The sequence below is a fragment of the Brucella sp. LJL56 genome, assembly GCF_054871705.1.
This window is the reverse complement of the sequence record NZ_JBTXLQ010000001.1, coordinates 624265-647895: the sequence shown is the minus strand read 5'-3', so window position 1 is coordinate 647895 and position 23631 is coordinate 624265. Positions and strand designations below refer to the sequence as shown.

The following is a 23631-nucleotide window of genomic DNA, read 5'->3' as shown; positions in this document are numbered from 1 at the left end:
AAAACCCACGCGAGGGGGCTCGCGTGGGTTCGTCTGTCGGTCACTTCACGTCAGTGCGTGATGGCCGGTAGTGTTTCGGTCGGGACCATGGAGGTGAATGGCGGCAGATAGGCCTGAGCCATTACCAGAAGGCCGACGAGTGCGGCCAGCGCAATGGAATGGAAGAACACATAGCGCAGGATCTTCGATTCATGCCCGTACCACTGCGTCGCGGTTGAGGCGACGACGATGGACTGTGCGTCAATCATCTTGCCCATCACGCCACCGGAGGAATTTGCAGCCGCCATCAGGACAGGCGACAGGCCGAGCTGTTCCGCCGTGATCTTCTGCAGGCCGCCAAACAGGACGTTCGACGCCGTGTCGGACCCTGTCAGCGCGACACCAAGCCAGCCGAGCATCGCTCCGAAGAACGGGTAGACCCAGCCGGTCTGCGCGAAAGCGAGGCCGAGGGTCGCATCGGTGCCCGAATAGCGCGTGACATAGCCAAGCGCCAGCATCGCCGAGATCGTGATCAGCGAGAAGCGAACCACGTAGGCGGTCTTGCCGTATTCCTTCAAAAGCTTCAGCGGGTTGAAGCCGAGCACAAGCCCGCCCACCACCGCCGACAGCAGGATGCCCGTGCCGGTGGCCGAAAGCAGATTGAGCGTATAGATCGCAGCCTCCGAATGCGCTTCGGCGACGACGGGTGGAACCTTGAACACCAGATTATGCAGATAGGGGATCGGCGTTTTCCAGACCCAGAGCGAATCGAGCCATGTCCGGAATTGCGGCGTGCCCCAGAGGAACACGAACACCGACAGGATAAGCCAGGGCGTCCAGGCCCGGAAAACGGTTCCGGTGGAATGCTTCGGCGGCGCTGGCATAGGGGCCGAATCCGCTTCGCCTTCCTTGCCGGTCGAGGTCCAGATTCGCTTCGGCTGCCAGATGCGCAGGAAGCCTGCCAGAGCCGCCATCGAACAGATCGCCGCGATCACGTCCACCAGCCATGGTCCATGGAAATTGGACACCAGATATTGCGGAACGGCGAAGGCAACACCTGCCACCAGCAATGCAGGCCAGACTTCCAGCATGCCTTTGCGACCGGCAAAGGCCCATATCAGCCAGAAGGGCACGATGACGGAAAAGAACGGAAGCTGGCGTCCGATCATCCCGGAGAGTTGCAAAAGGTCAATTCCGGTCACCGCCGAAAGCGCAATGACCGGCGTTCCAAGTGCGCCAAAGGCAACTGGCGCCGTGTTGGCGATCAGTGAAAGGCCAGCCGCGGGCAGGGGAGCGAAACCCAGCCCCATCAGCATCGCAGCCGTCACGGCGACAGGTGTGCCGAAACCTGCGGCACCTTCGAAGAAGGCACCGAACGAAAAGGCGATAAAGAGAAGCTGGAGACGACGATCCGGCGTGATACCGGCAATGGAATCACGCAGAATATTGAACTGGCCGGTCTGTTCTGTCAGCCGATAGAGAAAGATGACGTTGAGAATGATCCAGCCAATGGGCAGAAGACCGTAGGCGGCACCGTAAACGGCGGTGGCCCCCGCCATGTCGGCAGGCATTCCGAAGCCGACGACCGCAATGACAAGCGCCGTCAGAAGACCAAGTATGGCCGCAGTGTGCGCTTTGATGTGGAAAAAGCCGATACCGCCCAGCAGGACGACAATGGGCAGAGCGGCAAGCAATGTAGACCAGAACATGCTTCCCAACGGGTCATATACTTGATTCCAGGGCATCGGTCCTCCCTTCCTGGATGTGTGCAGTCCCTCTCCTAGATCTGAAATGCGCCGTCGCAATTTTTTCGACGGATATGCTTTGAACGACCGCTCTCCCCCGAACGGTAGTTAAATTACGAATAGCTAATTTAAGTATGCAGATAATTGGTAAGCTCACTTTACCAGAGCTGTCAATTCGCTGATTCTGCTATTTTCGAACGAGAAGACGCCTCAATCGCTTGCGGGAGGCCTGATGTCTGCCGCCTCCGGTTGTAATCGGGCGGCGCGCACTGGTATTCAAGTGGAAAATGGTCTGCAAAAGGCGGCTCTTCCGGCCATCCTGTTCGGATTGAAAGGAAAAAGCGCAATCTGATAAATTTGCCTCTTGCTTTATCTCGTTTGATTATCTAGTGAAGCCGCACCCGCTTAACAGCGACGGAGCGTAGCGCAGTCTGGTAGCGCACCTGATTTGGGATCAGGGGGTCGCAGGTTCGAATCCTGCCGCTCCGACCATCTTCCCCAAGATTTGAATCGATCGATATATAAACGCCTTGGCTCAGGCTATGGCGTGTGTCTTTATCGCGTTGACATGCATTCGCGTGTAAACTATTGGCTTGGTGGATTTTCAGCTCCTGTGTGGGGCAAGAGAGTAGTTCAGGGTTCTTCAAATGGTTGCACGTATTTACCGTCCAGCTAAGACTGCAATGCAGTCCGGTCAGGCTAAAACAGACCAGTGGCTTCTGGAGTTTGAGCCGGAAAGCCCCCGTATGGTCGAGCCATTGATGGGCTATACTTCTTCCGGCGATATGAAGAGCCAGATTCGACTGTTCTTCGCCACTCAGGAAGAAGCTGTTGATTATGCAAAGCGCAACGGCATCGCATACCGTATTATCGAGCCGAACGAGCCGAAGCGCCGCAAGGTTTCTTATTCGGACAATTTCCGTTTCGACCGGACAATACCCTGGACGCATTGATTGCCTGTATGACCTGACAATTGCTTCAGGTCGGGCATTGAGATAGTTCATCAAGGCTTTGCTGGCAAAGCCTTGCATTCATCGAAGTATTTCGACCTTTTTCGAAAGGCGAGGTCCCGTAGCTCAGTTGGATAGAGCGTCAGCCTTCTAAGCTGAATGTCACAGGTTCGAATCCTGTCGGGATCGCCACTTCGATTTTTCCCCCCTTTAACGTTCTGAAATGCCTTAGCTTTTTTTGAGGTGTAACACCTTGAATTCGAGGTGAAGGCTGGCACTGTGTCGCGAAATTCAGGGCGCATCCCGAAAAGTGCGAGACTATTTTCGGAGCACGCTTAGAGCGCGTTTCGATCTGATCGAATTAGATCGACGATCTAAGTACTTGTTTTAATGCACATTTTTTCCGAAAACCGTTTCACGCTTTTCGGGATGCGCTCTAAAAAGGGGAAGTCGCAATCGACTCCCCCAATTCCTTATTTGTATCCAAAGAACATCAGTGCCCGGAAAGGACAAGTGTCTGCACCGGCAACATCACAGCCTGAATTCTCAAGATCATCGCGTGGACAAGGCCTGTGGCATCGACAGCGTGCAGGAACATCGATCGCATCGTCCCGGCCCTGCCAGACTGCAATTCCTCATGGTTGCTTGTGTATGCATTCGCGACACAGCTACTGCCTGGAGGGATGTCCGCCAACTGCCCTTCGTAAAGGGGTTCGAGGGTTACCGTGATCGTTCCCGGTTTAGCCAATTGCTGAATATCAACCAACTGGTCGCTCGCTCGCACCTGTCCGCCAGCGATAACATCTTGTACTTCGGTTACGACCATCGGAATAATGGTAAACGGCTTTCCGATGCACGTGGCTTCGGCAATCATGCCGGGCTTCATAACTTGTGCTTCGATCTGCCCGAAACCGGCAACAAGGGCTGTTCGGCCTGCTGTTTCCGGCACCAGTATCCCGGCAGGACGCAGCAATGGATTGACGACCTCTCCGGCGCGCAGCGTGAATTGTTGAACGGTTCCCGAAACGCCTGCCTTCACGACCGTCTTGCCGAGTTCCACCTCTGCCTGGGAAGCAGAAGCCTCTGAACTTGCCCGCTGTGCCGGAAGCAGTGTGGTGATCTTCGTTTCGAGTGTCTGCTTGTTGGCCGTTGCCGCTGCCAGTTCGCTACCTCTGCCATCCGCTATCGACCGGAGACGTTCAATGTCCTTGCGCGCGACAATATTGGGGTTGCGGCGTTGCAGTTCGAGTTGGGTATCTACATCGTTTTGCGCTTGGACGAAGGCTGCTTCTGCTTGTTTTATCCGGGCATCGGATGCCACGAGATCGCTTTTGGCGACAATCGTTTCGGCATCGATTTCGGCGATCTGCTTCCTGGCTGTTTCCAGCGCCGCCTTTTGTTTGCTGTCATCGAGTTTGAAGAGCGGCTCGCCAGCTTTGACCTTCTGGTTTCGAGTGACGTAGACTTCATCGACCCGTCCGCCTATTTCCGGAAGGATTGTGACCGTTCGGAAAGCAGCCGTAACGTTGGATGTCGATGGATGGTAATAGAAAATCATGGTGATCAGAGAGACCGTGAGGATGAGGCAAGCCGTGATCCCCCATCTGAGCTCAAACCACACGGAATAGACTGTAATCTCGCGCCCGATCCGTTTCCCCTGACCAAATCGACGGTAGAGGTAATCCGGAAGTATGGTGACCATGGAGCAAAGCAAGAATTCGAACATTATTTCTGCTCCGGCTTGTTCTGATCGGTGTTGAGGGGCGCCTCCGTGTCGGCCGCAGCCGTTGGATCAACCGGATTTTGCGAGGTGGCCGTCGCAGTTTGCGGTGTAACATCATTGCCGGTGGTGATGGTTGCCGCTGGCGGGGAGGGTGGAATTGTCAGATGAAGTCCCCGACGAGAAATGATGCGGAGAGACCTGGCCATTGATGTAACCGGCGACAGGAAGTCTGGCAGCTCAGTCATAGCCAGCAGAAGCGCTGCGATCCAGAATAGTTGATTGTGAGTGAAGAGCGCTATCAATCCCAATACAGCGACAAGCTGAATTTGGACTTTGTGTGTCCGGTGAGCAATGTGTTCGGGGAGTGCATGAAGTCTCAGATAGAGAATCCCGGTGAGAAACACCACGCAGACCAGAAAAACAATGACGATGTTCAAAAGCACGTCGGTTTGGCCAGGGGGAGTTATAAATGCGGGTATGTGTCCAACCGCTGCTTTATGAACGGCATTCGCTGTTTGGTCCATGTTGCCTCCAGCCTTTATGTGTTGGCGTCCCATGCGCTTCACCGGATGGTGACGATAGGGAGCGCGGCACTTCACCAACAAATGCGACCGAAAAATGTCTGGCGCACCGCATTATATCAAATCGCAATAAGGTTGTGAAAACTTCAGATTGGCCGGTAGAAAATTGCCTTTAAAGGTCCATAATTTCTCGAAAAATTTCCGCTGTCCCGTAACGGAAGCTGATTTGTGAAGATCATGTTGCGGTCTTCATATTCGGCATGTCAGCCATCCCAATTACTAATTCCCCGGAGGTTCATCCTGCAAAAACAAACGTCAGCACAATTGGCGCTGGAGCTTCTGGACTGGAATCGAAAGCATCTGGTCCAGGGTGGAACGCTTACCGAGGCAATCGTCGCGGAGAAATTCTCGGATCGGTTTGTCGTCAAGGCAAATGGTCGTGTGCATCCCGCCAACCACTCCAATTACTTGAATTTTCTCAATAGCTTTCGCAGCACGATCCGTAGGATTGACTATGATGTGCAAGAGGTGGTTGCTGAAGAGAATTCGGCTGTGCTGGCAATGGCGGCAACCGTCATTCGTCTTGATGGAACCATCGACCAATTCGAAGCGATGCTGCTATTGAAGTTCAACGAAGCTGGCCTCGTTACCCTATGGCACGAAGTTTACCTGAAGGCGCAATAAGATTCCGCGCGGCCATCCAGCAAAGATGGAACAAGCGAACGCCGCAAAGCACTTCGCGGCGTTTCCGTTTTTGTTGCCGTGTCAGTTATTGCCCATGCGGGCCGTCCGATCCACGCTGTCTCATGTAAACCCGCGGCCCATGATTGCCGGGCCGTCCGTGCCAGTCGGGACGGTTACGCCATCCACGACGATCCCAGTGTCTGTCCCGATAGTATCGGCGATCACGATACCAATAATCATCGCGGTCATCGAGAGCTGAGCCTATGGCGACGCCTGCAATGAGCGGAATGCCGATGAGCGCTGCTGTTCGGCCGAAATCATCGGAATAACCGCCAGATGACCCCTCTCGAAATGCCAGATAGCGCGAAGACGCCCAGCCATAGGTCGGGCCGTAACTGACCTGGCACCAGCCATAGCCGGATGTGCAGCCCTGCACGGTCACAGGCGCTCCGCTGGGGATGGAGCCCAGCGTTGCATAGCGCGTGCCGGGGCCGGTGCGAATATTGAGATTGGTGGTGGATATGGCGTTCGCCGCCTGCGCTGCGCCCGCCGCAAATACACCCACAGCAATGAGGGCGGCTTTGAGAGCAAGCTTCATCGGAGTTCTCCCTGAACTGTCTCTATTGCTTCTAAAACGATATCGGCGAATGAAGGTTCCAAACCGTCCAGGCAGGTTGTGGACGTCGAACAACAAAAAAGCGCCGGAGAACCGGCGCTTTCGATGATGCTTGCTGATTGCTGGGCTGATTGCTGGGACTATCGCCTGCAGCGAGCCACATACATGCGGCCGTGACGGTCGCGATACTGGCAATTGCCGTTGCGCAGTTCACGCACCAGCAGGCCGCCCAACGCGCCCGCGCCAGCACCAATAAGCGCGCCGCGTCCGCCACCGGCAATGCCGCCGATAATGGCACCAGCGCCGGTGCCGATCGAAATATCCTTTTCCGTGGTTGTGCAGCCCGTTATTGCGAGCAAAGCAACCAACCCAAGCGCCACTTTCCGCATCCCTGTCTCCTCCTGAGAAAATGTCAGATAAAGCTTAAACGATTGATTTCGTGTTCGGTTGCGTCGGGACTAATGGGTCCGTACGAAAAATATCGCAAACCGAAACAGCGTCAATGGCGACGATGGCGCAGAATGACTGCAATGGCCAGCCCGGCCAATCCTATCGCGATAACGCCTTGCAAAATGAAAACCCAGTTCATCATGATGTAGTCCTCTGACACGTATCCCATTAAGGGAATGCGCACGAATTTGGCCTCTTCCTAGCGCATTTTAGACGGATGGGAAATGCATGTTGATGGCTTGGGACGAGGGCGTATCGCGAAAAGTGTGAAGCAGTCTTCGGGCAGGGTGCGGGTTCACGAAAACTAATTATATGAAATCATTAAATTTATTTAATGAGAGCATTCACTTGGCATTCACATTGGCAGACGTATTTTCGCTTCATCGAACATAACAAAGGAAGCCGATATGAAGCCGATCCTTATTGCTCTTACTGCCTTTTCCTTTCTCGCAGCGCCTGCTGCGATGGCGCAATCCTATCCTTCGCATCATGGCAAGCCGTCTCACAGCCAGATGCACAAGGGCGGTCCGAAATATGACGCGCGTCAATATGACAACCGCCGTCACCAGAGCTGGAAGAAGGGCAACCGCCTGCCGCCAAACTATCGCGGTCACGTCGTGAACAACTATTCGGGCTACAAGCTGCGCAAGCCGCCGCGCGGCTATCACTGGGTCAAGGTCAACAACGATTACATGATGATCAGCATCGCAACCGGCATCATTTCGTCCATTGTCGCGGGCCGGTAAATCAGTCGAAGGGTTGGAAGAAAGGCGGCCAATGGCCGCCTTTTTCATGTCTGCACCATCAGTTCTCCGGGCCAAAATACTTGGCTTTCAGCTTGGCGACCTCCTCATTCTCATGGGCGCTGATGATTGCTACGCTCGCGGGTTTGACAAGTTCGCTATGACGCGGAAAGGCAAAGCCATATTTATCCGGACTGAATATATTGCCGACCAGATCGACAGGCTGATCGACGTGCTGGTGGGCGTAATATTCCAACACTGGACCGTCGCCGACTATGGCCGCAATTTCATCGCTGACGAGTGCGTTTACGGCTTCCGGCATATGGTCGAAAGGCACTGTCGCGATGGAGCGGGACTTCAGGAATTGTTCGGCGACGCTGCCTGCGCGTACGCCAACGGATTTTCCCTGCAGGTCGAAAAGGCTCGAAATGTTGTTGTCGATATGGGCGATGGTCATCACGCTTGTAATCGATGAGGTCAGGTAGGCGATAATCGCTATGCCGAATACCATCCAGAACGTTTGCCAGATGCGCCCCATCCAGCCGAACAGGTTTTTCCGCGAGGTTTTGCCAGATGTTGCAATGGAAACGACGTGAAAGAAGCTTTCCGCCAGTCCCTCGCGCCAGCGCTTCGGAAAACCTTCATCGAAACGCCTGTCGAAGATCGTCAGCAATACAGTGGCGGCAATGAGGATACCCAGAATCCAGCCATAGGTCACCAGATGCCCGGCATCATCAAGGCGATTGATTAAATCGTCCCAGCCGTTGCCCGCTTCGGTATGCACCATGATGCGCAAGCCCGCATCAAACCATGGATGAGTGAAATCGACGATCTCGGCGCGCTGTTCTGTGATGGTCAGGTTGGTGACGGCGGCTTCAACCTTACCTTCCGATACTGCTTTCACCAGTTCGGTATAGTTCGGATACTCCACATATTTCGAAGCAAGGTTCATCCGGGTGGCGATATCCTGCCAGATATCGATTGCCATGCCGGAATAAGAATCGCCCTGCTTGTTGACGAATGGCTCGCTGACATAGACGCCGACCTCTACAGGCTTGGGTGTCTGCTGAGCGTATGAACCCGACGAAACCACCACCAAAAGTAGAGTTAGGAGATACTTGCATAAGCTTAGATTGATAAGGTTTTTGGCTGATATTAACGACAAAGCAGGTCCCCACATATTCCCAGTACTAACCGAATTCAATGTATATCCGATATTTTGATTGTATTAAAATTTACTTCTATGAACACAATCATATTGTGGGAAATATTATTATTAGTATCCGCTAATTAACTTGATGTCTGTTTCAGGCGTATATGGAACCGAATGCCTCCTTTTCCAGTTATTGCGGCTAACAAGCCGAATATTCCAAGACGGCTGAAGAGGGGTTCATGGAGAGCATCAACAACCCGGATTCTGCGGTGCGTTCTGTCACGACGGCACCGCCACGCTTGCCAACCTTGGCGGCAATGGCTGTGGCCGTTGCTATTCTCTACTTTGCAAAAGACGTCTTTTTGCCGCTTGCCATAGCGGTGCTGCTGACATTTGCGCTTGCGCCGATTGTCGCTTTTCTGCGCAGGGCCGGTCTTCCGCGACTGTTCGCCGTGATTACCAGCGTGGCGGGTGGTTTCCTGATCGTGGCTGTATTCAGCGCCGTGGTTGCCTTTCAGGTCTCCGAAGTCGGGCAGAATATCTCGCTCTATCAATACAACATCATCGAGAAGATCAGGACCCTCAAGGAAGCAAGCTCCGACAACAGCTTCTTTGACAGGCTCAACCGTTTTGCCGAGCGCATCGGCACTGAAATCAACAGGCCCGAACAAAAAACACAGGCTCTGCCTTCCGACCAGCCGGAGGAAAAGCCGCTCCTCGTCCAGATATTTGCACCGCGCCATCCGGTTGAAACGCTTCGGAGCATCATCGAACCACTTATCGGCCCGCTGGCGACAACGGGTCTTGTCGTTGTTGTTGTGATTTTTATGTTGCTCGAACGGGAGGAACTGCGGGATCGCTTCATAAGGCTGGTCGGCTACGGTGATCTTCACCGCACAACCGAAGCCTTGCAGGATGCGGGAAAGCGGGTCGGTCAGTATCTGCTGACCCAGCTTGTGGTGAATATCACCTATGGCGTGCCTCTCGCTTTCGGGCTCTGGATTCTGGGTATCCCGAATGCGGCTTTGTGGGGAATGTTGGCGATCGTTTTGCGCTTCGTTCCCTATATCGGTCCGGTCATTGCGGCGATCCTGCCGCTGTTCCTCGCCTTTGCCGTTGCTCCGGGCTGGAGCTTGTTGCTCTGGACGATCGGGCTTTTCGTCATCATTGAGCTTCTTATAAACAATGTGATCGAGCCGTGGCTTTATGGCTCTCGCACCGGCCTTTCACCGCTTGCGATCATTGTATCTGCCATCTTCTGGACATGGCTGTGGGGGCCTGTCGGGCTTGTTCTGTCAACGCCCTTGACGGTCTGCCTTGTGGTGTTGGGACGTCACGTGCCGCAGTTTGAATTTCTGGAAATTCTGTTTGGCAACGAACCTGTGCTTGATCCGAAAGAACGTCTGTATCAACGCCTTTTGGCCGGCGATCCGGATGAGGCTACGGACAATGCCGAGGAAATGCTGGAGCGTAAGTATCTGGTCGAGTTTTACGGCTCGGTCGCTATTCCGGCGCTGCTGATGGCAGAACGGGACCGTCTCCGTGGCGTTCTGACAGAGCCGCAACTTCAGATCGTTGCCGAAAGCACGAAGACGCTGGTGGCCAATCTGGAACAGATTGCAAGCGAGGAAGAAGGCGATGACGAAGAGATAGCGATTGAGAATCCGGACGGTGATGGCAGCGCATCCGATCTGGAGCTTCCGCCCGGCGAGGGCCGGTCGCTTCTGACATTCGGGGGCAGGAAAGGGCTCGACGATACGGCTGCGATCATGCTGGCGCAGGTGCTTGCCGTACAGGGCGCTTCAGCAGAAGCCGTCGCGCATGATGCGCTCAAGCCTGCCAATCTCAGGGCTCTGGATATTTCCGGAAGGGATACGCTGATTATCTGCTTTCTGGACCGGCAGGCGGCGCGCCACGCCCGGTTTGCCGTACGCCGTCTGCGACGGCTACGGCGCTCTGTGCGTATAGGCGTGGTGTTATGGCATGATCCGAATGAAGCTCGTTCGGCTGACCGTGAAGAACTGCGGGAAGAAATACAGGCGGATTTCGTTGCCTGCACCATGATAGAGGCTGTTGTGGAAGGGCTCTCCGAAATAGAGCCGAAACCCTTGAAGGCGGCAAAGAAGACGGTGCGTGCGCGGTCACGCAAGGTGACCGCCGCAAAACCGGCTTAGATCGCTGCAAAACCTTTTTCGAGATCTGCAATGAGGTCCGGCACGTCTTCGAGCCCGATCTGCAGCCGGATCACCGGTCCCGGATAGTCACCCTTTGCTACTGTCCGGTCATTGAGACGGACATGAACGGCGAGGCTTTCATAGCCGCCCCAGGAATAACCAAGGCCGAAAATCTTCAGTGCATCAAGGAACGCATGCGCTTCTTTCTGGTCGCCACTGGCAAGCACGAAGGAGAAAATGCCGGAGGAGCCGGAGAAATCCCGCTTCCAGATTTCATGGCCGGGATGGCTTTCCAGTGCCGGATGCAGGACACGGTCGACAGCCGGGTGTTTTTCAAGCCAGCGCGCAACTTCCAGTGCGCTCTTGCGATGATGTTCCAGCCGCACGCCCATGGTCCGCATGCCGCGCAGGATCTGGTAGGTATCGTCAGCCGACGTGCACAGTCCAAGCGTTCCGTGGGTTTCCAGAAGCTGCGGCCAGCATTTTTCGTTGGCCGAAACCGTGCCGAACAGAATATCGGAATGGCCGGATGGATATTTGGTCGAGGCGTGGATGGTGATGTCCACGCCGAAATCGAGCGCCTTGAAATAAAGCGGGGTTGCCCATGTATTGTCCATCATGACGATGGCGCCGCCCTTGTGCGCTTCTTCAACGATGGCCGGAATGTCCTGCATCTCGAAAGTGTTGGATGCCGGTGATTCCGTAAACACGACTTTGGTGTTCGGTCGCATCAGCTTTGCGATGCCGGAACCGATCTCCGGATCGTAATATTCGACGTCCACGCCCATGCGCTTGAGGATGGTATCGGCAAAATGACGGGTCGGATTGTAGATCGAATCGACAAACAGCGCATGATCGCCCGGCGACAGGAAAGCGAGAAGCGGAATGGTAACCGCTGCGAGCCCGGATGGAACGCAGACAGTGCCCGCCGAACCTTCCAGCGCGTCGATTGCTGCGCAAAGTGCATCGCTGGTCGGCGTGCCGCGCGTACCATAGGTGTATTTCTGGCCGCCGGTCACCATCGTTTCCGCATCTGGAAAAAGCACAGTCGAGGCGCGGACAACGGGTGGATTGACGAAGCCATGATAGTCGCGTGGCTGATAACCGTCGTGAGCGAGCCGTGTGTTTATACCCAGCTTCTCTGTCTTGCCCTGCTGCTTAGTCACGAAAATGCCTCCACACCATGTTGCATGCTATCCCACTGATTCTCGTCCGCCGCTTCTCGAAAGAGAGGATTCTGCCAGGTCGCATCAAGGTCGGCTGCGGCAAAAAGATCTGCGATTCCGTTTGCGGCGGAAACTTTGAATACTTGGATAGGATGCGCGCGTTCTGGATGCAACCTCGCGCGCTATTTGTTGCGTAAGAAGCTTGTGAAAGGATATTTCCAATATGATGGCGTCAAGCACGGGAAGCATTTTTCTTTATCCCTTTCGCGCCGCGATTGAACTCCTTCAGGCTCTTCTGCGCCCGGCCGACAAGGGTGCGCCGTCCTCCTGGACGCTTGAAATGACCGCAATTGTCGTGCTTCTGCCTTTCATCATACTCGTGCTGCATCTGTGGGATGCGGACATTATTCGGGTCACGGCGAAAAGCACCAATCTCATCATGGAATTTCTGCGGGCGGTCACAGATGCGATTCGCACCATAGTCTGGCTCGCGATAGGCATGGTGGTGTGGCTCGTCACGGCAATGCTGCTCTCGCCGAAACTGCGTGCCGGTGCAAGGCCCTGGTTCGTAAAGCTCCACAGTTGGGCAACACTCGTGTTGACGTCAATCGTCGTCGCGAGCATTCCCGTCGAGATCGGCAAACTCGCCATAGGCCGGGCGCGCCCGTTTCTCCTTGACGATGTGGGGGCTGCCTATTTCTCGCCCTTCAAGGGGCAGTTTCTTTATGAGAGCTTTCCATCCGGCCATTCCATGATGGCGGGCATCATGATGGTTTCGCTTTGGATATTCCTGCCACGCTGGCGCATCCTGACCGTCACTGTATGTATTCTCTTCGGGATCAGCAGGCTTGCGGCGGGCGCGCATTATCCGACTGACGTTCTTGCAGGTCTGACAATCGGTGTCGTGGCCACCTGGTGGGTTGCCCGCTATATGGCGACGCGAAATATTATTTTTTCTTTGGATGATGAAAGCGCTATGCCGCGCGTTTGATTTCTACCAAAGGTTGTCAATAGTGTCATATATCTTGGATGGTAGTGATACATAAGTATTTGTATTAATTTAGCTAAATTGCTTTATAATACATGGGTGCGGTAAAGGTTTCACCTGTGAAGGGCTCTACCCAGAAATCGGGAAACCGTGTAAATTTCTGAATATTTCTCCCTCATCTTTTTGAGACGTCTGTACACCGGACTACGTTAATGCCTTGACCAACGGCAAAATTTCGCCTTCGATACGACTTGTGAAGGCGACAGGTTTGTCACTGCGCTCAAAAACAAAAATCGAAGACCGGATAGCGGTCTCGGGCGAGGGCAATCTGCTGTAGGCATGGGCTTGGGAGGTCACGCGGCTTTTCCAATGGGTTTATGCAAAAAACAAAGCAACAAGAGACGCTATGAGCCAACGGTTCGGCGTTCTCCAGGGAACAAAAAAGGTTGCAGGCCAGATGAAAAAAACTCTTATGACGGGTGTATTGGGTGCAGCGGCGCTGTTTGGTGCCGCTTCGGGAGCATCCGCAGACACGCTTTCCGATGTGAAGGCGAAAGGTTTTCTGCAGTGCGGCGTTAACACGGGCCTGCTTGGATTTGCTTCGCCCAACGACAAGGGCGAGTGGTCTGGCTTCGATGTGGATTATTGCCGTGCTGTAGCTTCTGCGATTTTCGGCGATCCAACCAAGGTGAAGTTCACGCCGCTGAATGCCAAGGAACGTTTCACCGCCCTGCAGTCGGGTGAAGTGGACGTCCTGATCCGTAACACGACCTGGACCATCAGCCGCGACACCGCGCTCGGCCTCGATTTTGCTGGCATCAATTACTTTGACGGCCAGGGTTTCATGATCAATTCGAAGAAGCTGTCGGGCATCAATTCCGCATTGCAGCTTTCCGGTGCTTCCATCTGCGTTCAGGCTGGTACGACGACCGAGCTGAACATGGCCGATTATTTCCGCGCCAATAAGATGGAATATAATCCGGTTGTCTTCGAGAAGATCGAAGAAGCCAATGCCGCTTACGACTCCGGTCGTTGCGACGCCTATACGACCGACCAGTCCAGCCTTTACGGGGTTCGCCTGGCGCTCGCCAATCCGGACGATCACGTCATCTTGCCGGAAATCATCTCCAAGGAGCCGTTCGGTCTGACCGTTCGCCAAGGTGATGCCAAGTGGGCGGATGTCGTTCGCTGGACGCATAATGCGCTGCTCAACGCCGAGGAATACGGCATTACGCAGGCCAATGTCGAAGAGATGAAGAAATCCGACAATCCGGACATCAAGCGTCTTCTCGGTGTAGAGGCGGATACCAAGATTGGTACCGATCTGGGTCTCGACAATGACTGGGTGGTGAAGATCGTTAAGGGCGTCGGCAATTACGGCGAAATTTTCGAGCGCAACATCGGCGCCAGCAGCCCGCTCAAGATTGCACGTGGCATCAATGCCCAGTGGAACAAGGGTGGCCTGCAATATGGCATCCCCGTGCGCTAACGGGCGTTATTCTCCAGACTGATCATCAGGCGGGTGCAGTAGCACCCGCCGGATTTGTCGGCTCTGCGGTTTGTCCGTTTGCTACTGCCCCCGCATCTGGCGGGCATTTGAATGCTGACAAGCTGCTTTTCGGAATTCAACCGCGTCTTGCAGGCCCGCAAGCTCGAGATGAGCCTGTGCAGGGGACGGCAAGACCGAACGGTTCGGCATTCAACGCCTCGACGTCAGAAACTGCTCCGCAAATGCGGCCAGCCGTTCTTGTTCGAGGTCGATGTGGCCGACCGAGAGGTACAGGAAACATATGGCTTCCTATTCTGCAACTGAACGTCGCCAGGACCGCGGCGGAACTTCGCTCCTGTACGATCCGCGAATTCGCGGCATCTTCTATCAGGTCCTTGTCTTTGCTGCGGTCATTGGCGCAATCTACTGGATAGTCGGCAACACGATCACCAATCTGCAGCGCGCAAACATTGCTTCCGGCTTCGGTTTCCTCAATGGTCGCGCTGGTTTTGATATCAGCCAGACGCTCATTCAGTACAACAGCGATTCAAACTATGGCCGGGCTTTTCTGGTCGGCCTTGTGAATACGCTTTACGTTGCTGCGCTCGGTGTCATCACGGCATCGATCCTCGGATTTCTGGTCGGCATCGGTCGGCTTTCGCACAACTGGCTGATCCGCAAGATCTGCACGGTCTATGTAGAAGTCTTCCGCAATATTCCGCCGCTGCTCGTCATCTTCTTCTGGTATTTCGGCGTCCTGTCCGTCCTGCCGCAGGCACGCGACAGTTTTGCACTTCCGCTTGGCACCTACCTCAACAATCGCGGCTTCTTCATGCCTGCGCCTGTTTGGGGTGAGGGGGCATGGCTTCTGCCCGTGGCGTTTCTCATCGGCATCGTGGCTGCTGTCATCGTTGCACGCTGGGCAAAACGCCGCCAGATGGCAACAGGAAAGCCTTTCCATACGATACGTGTATCAATTGCATTAATTATCGGCCTGCCGATATTGGCCCTGATTGCCACGGGCTTTCCGGTTTCATTCGACTTGCCGAAGCTCGGAACCTTCAATCTGACAGGCGGGGCACAGATCAAGCCGGAATTTCTGGCGCTGTTTCTGGCTCTCTCCTTCTATACGGCCTCCTTCATCGCCGAAACGGTTCGCGCCGGTGTTCTCGGTGTCAACAAGGGGCAGACCGAAGCAGCCTATGCGGTCGGGCTTCGCCCCGGTCAGACGATGCGTCTCATCATCGTTCCGCAGGCGTTGCGCATTATCATCCCGCCGCTATCGAGCCAGTATCTCAACCTCATCAAGAACTCGTCGCTCGCTATCGCCATCGGCTACCCTGATCTTGTCGCGGTTGGCGGAACCATCCTCAACCAGACCGGCCAAGCGGTCGAAGTCGTGGCGATCTGGATGGTGATCTACCTGGGCATCAGCCTGTTTGTTTCCGGCTTGATGAACTGGTTCAATGCCAAGATGGCACTGGTGGAGAGGTGACAATGGAAAACACAGATCTCCAATATGTCCGTGCAGAGCTGGTTGATGGCGAAGCACCTCCGCGCTCCGTGCAGGGCATTTCTCACTGGTTCCGCGTCAACCTGTTCGCAACGCCGGTGGATGCCGCGCTGACCATTCTCGGCCTGTTGGCCGTGGCATGGTTCCTTCCGCCGATCATCGAATGGCTGTTCGTCAACGCCGTGTGGACCGGTACGGACCGCACCGCCTGCCTGACTGTCGCGCAGGGCGGCGCGCAGCCGGAAGGTTGGTCGGGAGCCTGCTGGGCATTCGTGAACGCGAAATACGAGCAGTTCATCTATGGCCGTTATCCGATTTCAGAACGCTGGCGTGTCAATCTGACCGCGTTGATGTTCGTGGTCCTGCTCGTGCCGCTTATGATCCCGAAGGTTCCGAACAAGGCTCTCAATGCGATCTTGTTCTTCTTCGTGTTTCCGATTGTCGCCTTCTTCCTGCTGGTGGGCGGATGGTTTGGTCTTCCCTTTGTGGAAACGCCACTCTGGGGCGGGCTTCTGGTCACCCTTGTTCTGTCCTTCGTGGGCATTGCCGTGTCGCTGCCATTTGGCATAGTGCTTGCACTCGGACGCCGTTCAAAGCTGCCTGTCATCAAGACGTTCTCGATCATCTTCATCGAAATGGTGCGTGGCGTTCCGCTGGTGACGGTGCTGTTCATGGCCAGCGTCATGCTGCCTCTGTTCCTGCCGCCGGGCGTTACCTTCGACAAGTTGCTGCGTGCGCTTATCGGCGTGGCGCTTTTCGCTTCGGCCTATATGGCGGAAGTGGTGCGCGGCGGCCTTCAGGCCATTCCCCGCGGGCAATATGAGGGTGCAGATGCGCTGGGTCTCAGCTACTGGCAGAAAACGGGACTGATCGTCCTGCCGCAGGCGCTGAAACTGGTGATTCCGGGCATCGTGAACACCTTTATCGGTCTCTTCAAGGATACGAGCCTCGTCTACATCATCGGCATGTTCGATCTTCTGGGTATCGTTCGCCAGAATTTCTCGGATGCCAACTGGGCTTCTCCACAGACGCCTGCCACCGGTCTGATCTTTGCGGGCTTCATTTTCTGGATTTTCTGTTTCGCAATGTCGCGATACTCTATATTCATGGAACGACGGCTTGATACGGGTCATAAACGATAAGAATAAAGGGAATAATGGAAATGAGTGCACAAAGTGCCCTGCCGCAATCCGAACTCGAACTCGAAGTCGATCGTTCAAAGATGCAGGTTTCCAAAACCGATGTCGCCATCGAAATCACCAACATGCATAAGTGGTACGGTGAGTTTCACGTGCTGCGCGACATCAATCTGAAGGTCATGCGCGGGGAGCGCATCGTCGTGGCAGGGCCGTCTGGATCCGGTAAATCGACCATGATCCGCTGTGTCAACCGTCTGGAAGAACACCAGAAGGGCAAGATTGTCGTCGACGGCATCGAACTGACCAACGATCTCAAGAAAATCGATGAAGTGCGCCGCGAAGTCGGTATGGTGTTCCAGCACTTCAACCTCTTCCCGCATCTGACCATTCTGGAAAACTGCACGCTGGCACCAATCTGGGTGCGCAAGATGCCGAAGAAGCAGGCGGAAGAAGTCGCCATGCATTATCTGGCTCGCGTGAAAATTCCGGAACAGGCCAACAAATATCCAGGCCAGCTTTCCGGCGGCCAGCAGCAGCGCGTGGCGATTGCCCGTGCATTGTGCATGAACCCCAAGGTCATGCTGTTCGACGAGCCGACCTCCGCTCTCGATCCCGAAATGGTCAAGGAAGTGCTGGATACGATGGTGAGCCTCGCCGCCGAAGGCATGACCATGATCTGCGTGACGCACGAAATGGGCTTTGCCCGTCAGGTTGCCAACCGTGTGATCTTCATGGATCAGGGCCAGATCGTCGAACAGAACTCGCCGAACGAGTTCTTCGACAATCCGCAGCACGAACGCACCAAGCTGTTCCTGAGCCAGATTCTGCACTGACCTGGCATTCCAATCATGAACTTAGAGCATAATCCGACCGGAGTGAAACGAGGATCGATAAGATTATGCTTGAAATAGAAGAAGTTAGAGCGCCGATCTGATCCAATCAGATCGAAACGCGCTCTAAAACACCCGTCAGAAAATCTGGCGGGTGTTTTTTATTTATTCCTCGTGCGGACCTTCGCAGAACTGGATGCGATTACCGAAGGGGTCGATGACCGTCATCACGCGGCCCCAGGGTTCATGCTCGATCCCCGGTCGCATGAAGCGATAGCCGCGCGCGCTGATCTCCTTATGCAGTTCCTCAACGCCCTGCATACGCACAAAAATATTGGCGCCGGGGCTTCCGTCGCCGTGATGCTCGCTGAGATGCAGGACCAAAGCGCCGCGAGAAACCTGCATATAAAGCGGCATTCCCTCGGTAAATCGATGCTCCCAATCCAGAGTGAACCCCAGAAAACCGAGATAGAACTCACGGGCTTTTTCTATGTCGAACATACGAAAGATTGGACAGGTCTGCTCAAACTGGATTGCCATTGTGGAACGCCTTTGCGACTGATGGCTTTGTAGAACGGGAGAGGCAAGTCGTGACCGATTTTCAATGGGTGGAGAAACTCGCGCCTGAGCAATACAGCGAATTTCATGAGTTTTACAGTAAAGAATGGTGGACGAGCGAGCGGACGCTCGATGACGTCACGCATATGCTGGCCCATTGCGATTTGCTTCTTTTCTGTCTCGACGCGGGAGGCAAGATCGCAGGCTTCGCCCGCGTTCTCAGCGACTTCACTTTCAAGGCACTGATTTTTGATGTGATTGTGTCGGAACAGCACAGGCGACAAGGGCTGGGACAGGCCCTTGTCGAGCGCATTCTCAACCATGAAAAGCTGAAACGTGTGAAAAGCTTCGAGCTTTATTGCCCGGATCGGCTTGTGCCCTTTTACGAAAAGCTGGGTTTTGTAAAGGGCACATCCTCGCTGCTTTTCAATCAGCGTTAGAGCGCGTCGCGCTCTAACTGTTTGTTTTTACGCATGTCGTCATCGGAAAACCGGTTCCCACTTTTCCGCGACATGCTTTAATCTTCCACAAACCGGCGCAGGCGCTGGAGTGCGTTATCCCACTGGCTGGAAACAGTTGCGAGATAGGCGCGGGCGTCGATCAGCGGGGCAGCTTGCAGGCGAAACCTGCTTTCCCGTCCCACCCTTTCTCGTTCGACCAGTCTTGCCTGTTCCAGCACCGACAGGTGCTTGGTGACGGCCTGTCGGGTGATGCTGCCATTTTGCGACAGCACCACAATCGAACGGCTTTCGCCATCGCTCAGGGTTTCTATGAGCGTCAGCCGGGTCGGATCGGCTAGCGCTGCAAAAACGATGGAGATGTCCGTACCTGTCATCTCTGCCCCGTCATGCATTTTCGACGTGTCTTTTGATATTGCCAACCTGCTCCTCCCAACCACGTTCGTTCATTCTCAATGCCAGCGGTCGACGTTCGGCAGGCAAGGCGTCGAAACCGCTTTCGACGACCGTCAGCCGCGTTCCGGCTTCGACAGGCTCCAGTTTGAATTCCACCAGCGTCGGCGGTTCCTTGGAATAGTCGATGCTCCGGTCTATGGCGTAGGGATGCCATGTGAAGGCGAAATAGGTTGGAGCTTTCATTTCCTTGATAAAGGATTCCCAAGGCTCTTGCTCGAAGCCGGGATAGGTGATGTGTCCTGACGAGTGGGTGCCGACGATGAATGGACCGTCGATCTTGACCTGAAACCAACTTCCGAATTCTTCATGATCGGTGAGCGCGCGCCATACGCGGTCGATCCCTGCATGAATGTCGACGGTCTTCACGATGCGGTCTGTATTGCTTGCAATAGTCATGATATGCATCCTCCGTAATTGGCAACTCAACGGTTGCCAATATAAGGCGATCGAGAAAATGCGCAACTAAAAAGTTGCACATTTTATTCCGGCGCCGGAGCCTTGTCGGGAAGCGGAAACAATGTCGCGAATTTTTCCGCCAAGGCACGGTCGCCTATGACTTTGAGAACATTAGCGATTTCCAGAGCGGAAAGAGATTGTCCGCCATAGATCGCAGCAGCCAGCATCCGCGGCGAACTTTCAAAATGCAGATCGTATTTCTGCGCTATGCCGCGCTCTATCTGAATCCCTTCATCATCCAGACGGGCGGTGAAATCCTCCCCATCCAAGCGGAGACCGATCACGGCGCGCAGACCGAGAGACCTGTCATGATCCATCATGGTTCGCAGTGAAAGCAGGAAGGAAGCGGTTGAAATCGGCAGGTTGGGATCATGTTTTGGCGAGCGTGCAGCCCAACGACCCAATGTCTGAAGAATTGGTTCGCTCTCGTAACCCCACTCGGTCAGTTCGTAGACCTGCACCGATGCCGGAGGGGGGAGTTTCGTTTTGCGCAGAATGCCAGCCTCTTCCAGCCCTTCCAGCCTCTGCGTAAGGACATTTGCACTCACCCCCGGCAGGTCAGCCCTCAGATCACTGAAGCGTTTGGGGCCGAACATCAATTCGCGCATGACCAGAAGAGACCAGCGTTCCCCAATTAAATCAAGGGCATGGGCTGCAGCGCAGGCGTCGTCATAACTGCGTTTGGCGGCTGGCTTTCCTAGGTTGGTTATTTTTTCTAACTTCATGGTTGCTAATTATAACTTATCTGCCATTATGCACAAGCGAACTTTGAGTTCTTCCAATGCGAATTGCGTGAATTGCCACACGCCCGGAACGCTCAAGAATCGAATGCATACCGGGCCTGAGACACATGGCTCGACCTTATCGCCGGGGGAGGCGGGCAGGCGATAGATAATCGTAAAATAAGATCGGGCCGCATAGCCCGCCAACGGAGGAAATCTCATGCCGAAAATGATTTTCGTGAACCTGCCAGTGAAGAATGTTGCGAAGTCCACCAGCTTCTACGAAGCCATAGGCGCCACCAAGAATCCCATGTTCTCGGACGAAACGGCTTCCTGCATGGTCTTTTCGGACACCATTCACGCGATGATCCTTGACCACGAAAAATTCAGCCAGTTCACGCCGAAGAAGATTGCCGATGCTGGCACGGTCAGCGAAGTGCTGGTCTGTCTGTCTGCAGAAAGCAAGGCAGAAGTCGACGGAACCGTGGAGAAGGCAGTGAAGGCTGGCGGAAAGGCCGATCCGGGTCCGAAACAGGATTACGGCTTCATGTATGGACGCAGCTTCGAAGATCTTGATGGCCATATCTGGGAGCTGATGTGGATGGACATGGAAGAAGCCAGCAAGGTTATGGGATAGAGATTTCCCATAAAAGTTCGATAAAACAAATGCTTAGAGTGTCGTGTGTTCTTACGGGCGCACAAAGCACTCTAATCTTCTAAACGAATGAATCTACGCATCGTGCTTCCGAAAATCGATTCCGATTTTCGGGCCGATGCGGTAGGGAGGAGAAAATGTCAGGTCTGACAATCTGTCTCTGGTTCGACAGGCAGGCTGAAGAAGCTGCGAACCACTATGTTTCGATCTTCCGCGCCTGCGGAAGATCGGCCTCCGTCGATGGTTTCATCCGGTTTGAGCATGCCCATCAGCCCGAAGGCACCGATGTCGTGGTTGCGAACTTCACGCTCGACGGACAGGCGATATCCGGTCTCAACGGCGGACCGACATTCAAGTTTTCCCCGGCAGCCTCACTTTTCGTCCAATGCAAGGATCAGGTGGAACTGGATATGTTCTGGGAGAAACTGATGGAGGGCGGCGCGCCGATGGAATGCGGCTGGCTGACGGACAAATATGGCTTCTCGTGGCAGGTCGTGCCGCAGATGTTGCTGGATGTCCTGCAGAACGGCACAGCCGAACAGCGCCAGCGCGTGGCCGATGCCGTGATGAAGATGGTCAAGCTCGACGTTGCGACGCTCGAAGCTGCGCGCGACGCAGCTTAATTCCGCACTGCCGCAATGGCATCATAGCCATAGAGCCAGTCCAGATCCTTCAGGAAACTATCCGGGCTGCGCATGGCGAAGAGTGTGTTGCGGCCAAGCGCGAAAATGCCGGTGGCGTGATAGGCGAACCTGTTCAACTGACCGCGCTTGGCGACTGCTGCGATCCGTTCCTTGCGGGCGATGTCGAAACGCTTCAGTCCTGCTTCGCGGTTGCCGCTGTCGAGCGCTTCGGCAAGCGCTGCGGCATCCTCGATCGCCATAGCTGCGCCCTGCGCAGCAAATGGTGTGACCGCGTGTGATGCATCACCCAGAAAGATCGTCCGGTCCGGTCCGACGAATTGAGCGTTGGCCATTTCAAAAAGCGGCCAGTAGGTCCATGCATCGGCTGCTGCCAGTACATCGCGAACAGGAGTGCCCCAATCCGCGTAGATGGAGCGCAGACGCGCCGGGTCGCCGGTTCTGGACCACACTTCGCCAGGGTTTTCGCCCGTCGTGATCGCGACGAAATTGACGAAATTGCCGCCCTTGACCGGGTAGGCGATGAAATGCGCCTGTTTGCCCAGCCATGCGGAGACGGCATTGCGCTTCGGCATCGCGTTCAGGAAAGAGACGGGGAGGGCATCGGTGGCAAGGGTTGTCCGCCAGGCAATATGGCCGCTGAAACGAGCTTTGCTGAAACCTGCTTTTGACCGTTCCGCCGACCAGACACCATCGCAAGCGATCAGATAGGCGACATCAAGGGATTCTTCGGAATTGCCATGACGGATGGTGGCAGCAACGATCCCGTTTTCAACGTGATGGCTTGTGATTTCAGTGCCGAGGCTGATCTCGATGCCCGGCTCTTCAAGGCAGGCATCGAGTAAGGCGGATTGCAGATCGGCGCGATGGCAAACGACATAGGGATGATTCCAGCGCTGACAAGCCTTGTCGCCGAGTTTCATTTCCATCAGCGGATGCGCCTTGCGCCCATCCATCAGATAGAGCGCTTCGGGTGTCACGGCCTTGCCGGACAGACGGTCGGCAATGCCGAGCCGTTCCAGATGGCGTATTGCATTGGGCGCAAGTTGGAGGCCCGCGCCGACTTCCGAAAGGGTTTCAGCCTTTTCGACAAGCCGGATATTCCAGCCGCGAGCTGCCAGCTCCAGTGCGGCCGATAGACCGGCAACGCCGGCCCCGGCAATCAATATGCGCCCTTTGCTCATGTCGATGAGATCATCCGGCATTCTTATGAGGCTGTTTGGATTAAGCAGCCTTATCCGCAGGTGCTTCGTAAACGCAGCCAGCCGGAACGGTTTCGTCGGCATGGAGCTTGGCGTTGTAGCTGTAGAGCGTCGAGCAATACGGGCAAACGACTTCGCTTTCATCGCCCATGTCGAGAAACACATGCGGATGATCGAAAGGCGGGTTTGCACCGACGCACATGAATTCCTTCACGCCGATTTCGATGGCCGCATGGCCGGCGTCGTTTTGAAAGTGAGGAATGATGTGATCGGACATGATATGCTCCGGTTCTGGTCGATGGGCGGTATGGGCATGGTCTCAAACCGGGTGCCGGATAAGATCATGCATAGACATTGGCATGCGTGTACCGCGAAAGTCTTGTTTCCGGAAGCGTTTTCATCAATTCTGAGGACATTTCAGGCTAATTGCTATCAAACTGTCATATGACAGTCATAGGCTTATAGCGCATCCCGAAAAGTGCGAAGCGGTTTTCGGGATTAGATGCACGTAAAGCCAGTAGGCAGAGCCGGAATATTCCGGTGGAAGTCGGGACAGGAAAAATGAGCGAAAACAGCGTTATGGCGAGCGATACCCCCAACGCGACCGAAGGCGGGACACA

25 protein-coding genes and 2 tRNA genes are annotated in these 23631 nt (G+C 54.8%); 14 read left to right on the top strand and 13 right to left on the bottom strand.

What is annotated here, in order from left to right; all coding sequences use genetic code 11:
• Positions 1–50 precede the first annotated feature (50 nt).
• Entirely contained in the window at positions 51–1724 is a 1674-nt protein-coding gene (locus ACYSN1_RS03190) for an L-lactate permease (RefSeq protein WP_461724355.1), read from the bottom strand.
• A 415-nt stretch (positions 1725–2139) separates the two neighbouring features.
• On the opposite strand from ACYSN1_RS03190, the gene ACYSN1_RS03185 reads away from it, so the two are divergent.
• The 3 genes from ACYSN1_RS03185 (at position 2140) to ACYSN1_RS03175 (ending at position 2866) form a co-directional block, all read left to right on the top strand.
• Positions 2140–2216, top strand: a tRNA-Pro gene (locus tag ACYSN1_RS03185).
• Between the two features lie 155 nt (positions 2217–2371).
• The gene (locus ACYSN1_RS03180; protein WP_140019810.1) at positions 2372–2677 is read left to right on the top strand and encodes an ETC complex I subunit; all 306 of its coding nucleotides are present in this window, start codon (positions 2372–2374) and stop codon (positions 2675–2677) included.
• Positions 2678–2789: 112 nt separating this feature from the next.
• Positions 2790–2866 (top strand) — tRNA-Arg (locus ACYSN1_RS03175).
• 301 nt (positions 2867–3167) lie between these two features.
• On the opposite strand, the gene ACYSN1_RS03170 is transcribed toward ACYSN1_RS03175, so the two are convergent.
• Positions 3168–4400: an HlyD family secretion protein gene (locus ACYSN1_RS03170; protein ID WP_461724354.1), complete on the bottom strand. Its 1233-nt coding sequence runs from the start codon at positions 4398–4400 to the stop codon at positions 3168–3170.
• The gene (locus ACYSN1_RS03165; protein WP_461724353.1) at positions 4400–4921 is read right to left on the bottom strand and encodes a hypothetical protein; all 522 of its coding nucleotides are present in this window, start codon (positions 4919–4921) and stop codon (positions 4400–4402) included. Before ACYSN1_RS03165 ends, ACYSN1_RS03170 begins: the two co-directional genes overlap by 1 nt.
• A 234-nt stretch (positions 4922–5155) precedes the next feature.
• Here ACYSN1_RS03165 and ACYSN1_RS03160 point away from each other — a divergent pair, with 234 nt between their 5' ends.
• The gene (locus ACYSN1_RS03160; protein WP_461725261.1) at positions 5156–5602 is read left to right on the top strand and encodes a hypothetical protein; all 447 of its coding nucleotides are present in this window, start codon (positions 5156–5158) and stop codon (positions 5600–5602) included.
• A gap of 85 nt (positions 5603–5687) precedes the next feature.
• Here ACYSN1_RS03160 and ACYSN1_RS03155 read toward each other — a convergent pair whose 3' ends face one another.
• Together ACYSN1_RS03155 and ACYSN1_RS03150 are read right to left on the bottom strand one after the other, a co-directional pair.
• The gene (locus ACYSN1_RS03155) at positions 5688–6200 is read right to left on the bottom strand and encodes an SH3 domain-containing protein (RefSeq protein WP_461724352.1); all 513 of its coding nucleotides are present in this window, start codon (positions 6198–6200) and stop codon (positions 5688–5690) included.
• Positions 6201–6358: 158 nt separating this feature from the next.
• Positions 6359–6607 carry a YMGG-like glycine zipper-containing protein gene (locus tag ACYSN1_RS03150; RefSeq protein ID WP_012092366.1) on the bottom strand — a complete coding sequence of 83 codons (249 nt, stop codon included), beginning with the start codon at positions 6605–6607 and terminating at the stop codon, positions 6359–6361.
• Between the two features lie 468 nt (positions 6608–7075).
• On the opposite strand from ACYSN1_RS03150, the gene ACYSN1_RS03145 reads away from it, so the two are divergent.
• A complete protein-coding gene (locus tag ACYSN1_RS03145) occupies positions 7076–7414 on the top strand; it encodes an RcnB family protein (protein WP_461724351.1) in 339 nt (112 codons plus the stop codon).
• 58 nt (positions 7415–7472) lie between these two features.
• Here ACYSN1_RS03145 and ACYSN1_RS03140 read toward each other — a convergent pair whose 3' ends face one another.
• Positions 7473–8507, bottom strand: coding sequence for a transporter substrate-binding domain-containing protein (locus ACYSN1_RS03140; RefSeq protein WP_461724350.1), 1035 nt, complete (start codon positions 8505–8507; stop codon positions 7473–7475).
• A 296-nt stretch (positions 8508–8803) separates the two neighbouring features.
• Here ACYSN1_RS03140 and ACYSN1_RS03135 point away from each other — a divergent pair, with 296 nt between their 5' ends.
• The gene (locus ACYSN1_RS03135) at positions 8804–10738 is read left to right on the top strand and encodes an AI-2E family transporter (protein ID WP_461724349.1); all 1935 of its coding nucleotides are present in this window, start codon (positions 8804–8806) and stop codon (positions 10736–10738) included.
• Here ACYSN1_RS03135 and ACYSN1_RS03130 read toward each other — a convergent pair.
• Positions 10735–11904, bottom strand: a complete 1170-nt coding sequence (locus ACYSN1_RS03130; RefSeq protein ID WP_461724348.1) for a cystathionine beta-lyase — start codon at positions 11902–11904, stop codon at positions 10735–10737. The genes ACYSN1_RS03135 and ACYSN1_RS03130 overlap by 4 nt on opposite strands.
• Before the next feature lie 223 nt (positions 11905–12127).
• Here ACYSN1_RS03130 and lpxE point away from each other — a divergent pair, with 223 nt between their 5' ends.
• The 5 genes from lpxE (at position 12128) to ACYSN1_RS03105 (ending at position 17866) form a co-directional block, all read left to right on the top strand.
• Positions 12128–12895 carry a lipid A 1-phosphatase LpxE gene (gene lpxE, locus ACYSN1_RS03125; RefSeq protein WP_461724347.1) on the top strand — a complete coding sequence of 256 codons (768 nt, stop codon included), beginning with the start codon at positions 12128–12130 and terminating at the stop codon, positions 12893–12895.
• Positions 12896–13349: 454 nt separating this feature from the next.
• Entirely contained in the window at positions 13350–14381 is a 1032-nt protein-coding gene (locus ACYSN1_RS03120; RefSeq protein ID WP_461724346.1) for an amino acid ABC transporter substrate-binding protein, read from the top strand.
• Positions 14382–14682: 301 nt separating this feature from the next.
• On the top strand, positions 14683–15876 hold the full coding sequence (locus ACYSN1_RS03115) for an amino acid ABC transporter permease (protein WP_461724345.1): 1194 nt from the start codon (positions 14683–14685) through the stop codon (positions 15874–15876).
• 2 nt (positions 15877–15878) lie between these two features.
• Positions 15879–17036: an amino acid ABC transporter permease gene (locus ACYSN1_RS03110; RefSeq protein WP_461724344.1), complete on the top strand. Its 1158-nt coding sequence runs from the start codon at positions 15879–15881 to the stop codon at positions 17034–17036.
• Positions 17037–17056: 20 nt separating this feature from the next.
• A complete protein-coding gene (locus tag ACYSN1_RS03105) occupies positions 17057–17866 on the top strand; it encodes an amino acid ABC transporter ATP-binding protein (RefSeq protein WP_461724343.1) in 810 nt (269 codons plus the stop codon).
• 162 nt (positions 17867–18028) lie between these two features.
• Here ACYSN1_RS03105 and ACYSN1_RS03100 read toward each other — a convergent pair whose 3' ends face one another.
• Positions 18029–18403, bottom strand: a complete 375-nt coding sequence (locus ACYSN1_RS03100) for a glyoxalase superfamily protein (RefSeq protein ID WP_461724342.1) — start codon at positions 18401–18403, stop codon at positions 18029–18031.
• Positions 18404–18453: 50 nt separating this feature from the next.
• Between ACYSN1_RS03100 and ACYSN1_RS03095 the strand changes: the two genes are divergently transcribed.
• Positions 18454–18861 (top strand): GNAT family N-acetyltransferase, encoded by a 408-nt coding sequence (locus ACYSN1_RS03095; protein WP_461724341.1) that lies wholly within the window; start codon positions 18454–18456, stop codon positions 18859–18861.
• Between the two features lie 77 nt (positions 18862–18938).
• Here the strand turns inward: ACYSN1_RS03095 and ACYSN1_RS03090 are convergent, their stop codons facing one another.
• The 3 genes from ACYSN1_RS03090 to ACYSN1_RS03080 form a co-directional block, all read right to left on the bottom strand.
• On the bottom strand, positions 18939–19256 hold the full coding sequence (locus tag ACYSN1_RS03090; protein ID WP_461724340.1) for an ArsR/SmtB family transcription factor: 318 nt from the start codon (positions 19254–19256) through the stop codon (positions 18939–18941).
• 10 nt (positions 19257–19266) lie between these two features.
• Positions 19267–19731 carry an SRPBCC family protein gene (locus tag ACYSN1_RS03085; protein ID WP_461724339.1) on the bottom strand — a complete coding sequence of 155 codons (465 nt, stop codon included), beginning with the start codon at positions 19729–19731 and terminating at the stop codon, positions 19267–19269.
• 83 nt (positions 19732–19814) lie between these two features.
• Entirely contained in the window at positions 19815–20516 is a 702-nt protein-coding gene (locus ACYSN1_RS03080; protein ID WP_461724338.1) for a winged helix-turn-helix transcriptional regulator, read from the bottom strand.
• Between the two features lie 217 nt (positions 20517–20733).
• Between ACYSN1_RS03080 and ACYSN1_RS03075 the strand changes: the two genes are divergently transcribed.
• Both ACYSN1_RS03075 and ACYSN1_RS03070 read left to right on the top strand, forming a co-directional pair.
• A complete protein-coding gene (locus ACYSN1_RS03075) occupies positions 20734–21150 on the top strand; it encodes a VOC family protein (protein WP_461724337.1) in 417 nt (138 codons plus the stop codon).
• A 155-nt stretch (positions 21151–21305) separates the two neighbouring features.
• A complete protein-coding gene (locus ACYSN1_RS03070; RefSeq protein ID WP_461724336.1) occupies positions 21306–21791 on the top strand; it encodes a VOC family protein in 486 nt (161 codons plus the stop codon).
• Here the strand turns inward: ACYSN1_RS03070 and ACYSN1_RS03065 are convergent.
• Positions 21788–22993: an FAD-binding protein gene (locus tag ACYSN1_RS03065; protein ID WP_461725260.1), complete on the bottom strand. Its 1206-nt coding sequence runs from the start codon at positions 22991–22993 to the stop codon at positions 21788–21790. The genes ACYSN1_RS03070 and ACYSN1_RS03065 overlap by 4 nt on opposite strands.
• 40 nt (positions 22994–23033) lie before the next feature.
• Complete coding sequence (locus ACYSN1_RS03060; RefSeq protein WP_140019791.1) at positions 23034–23288, bottom strand: zinc-finger domain-containing protein; 255 nt, start codon at positions 23286–23288, stop codon at positions 23034–23036.
• Positions 23289–23631: the final 343 nt, after the last annotated feature.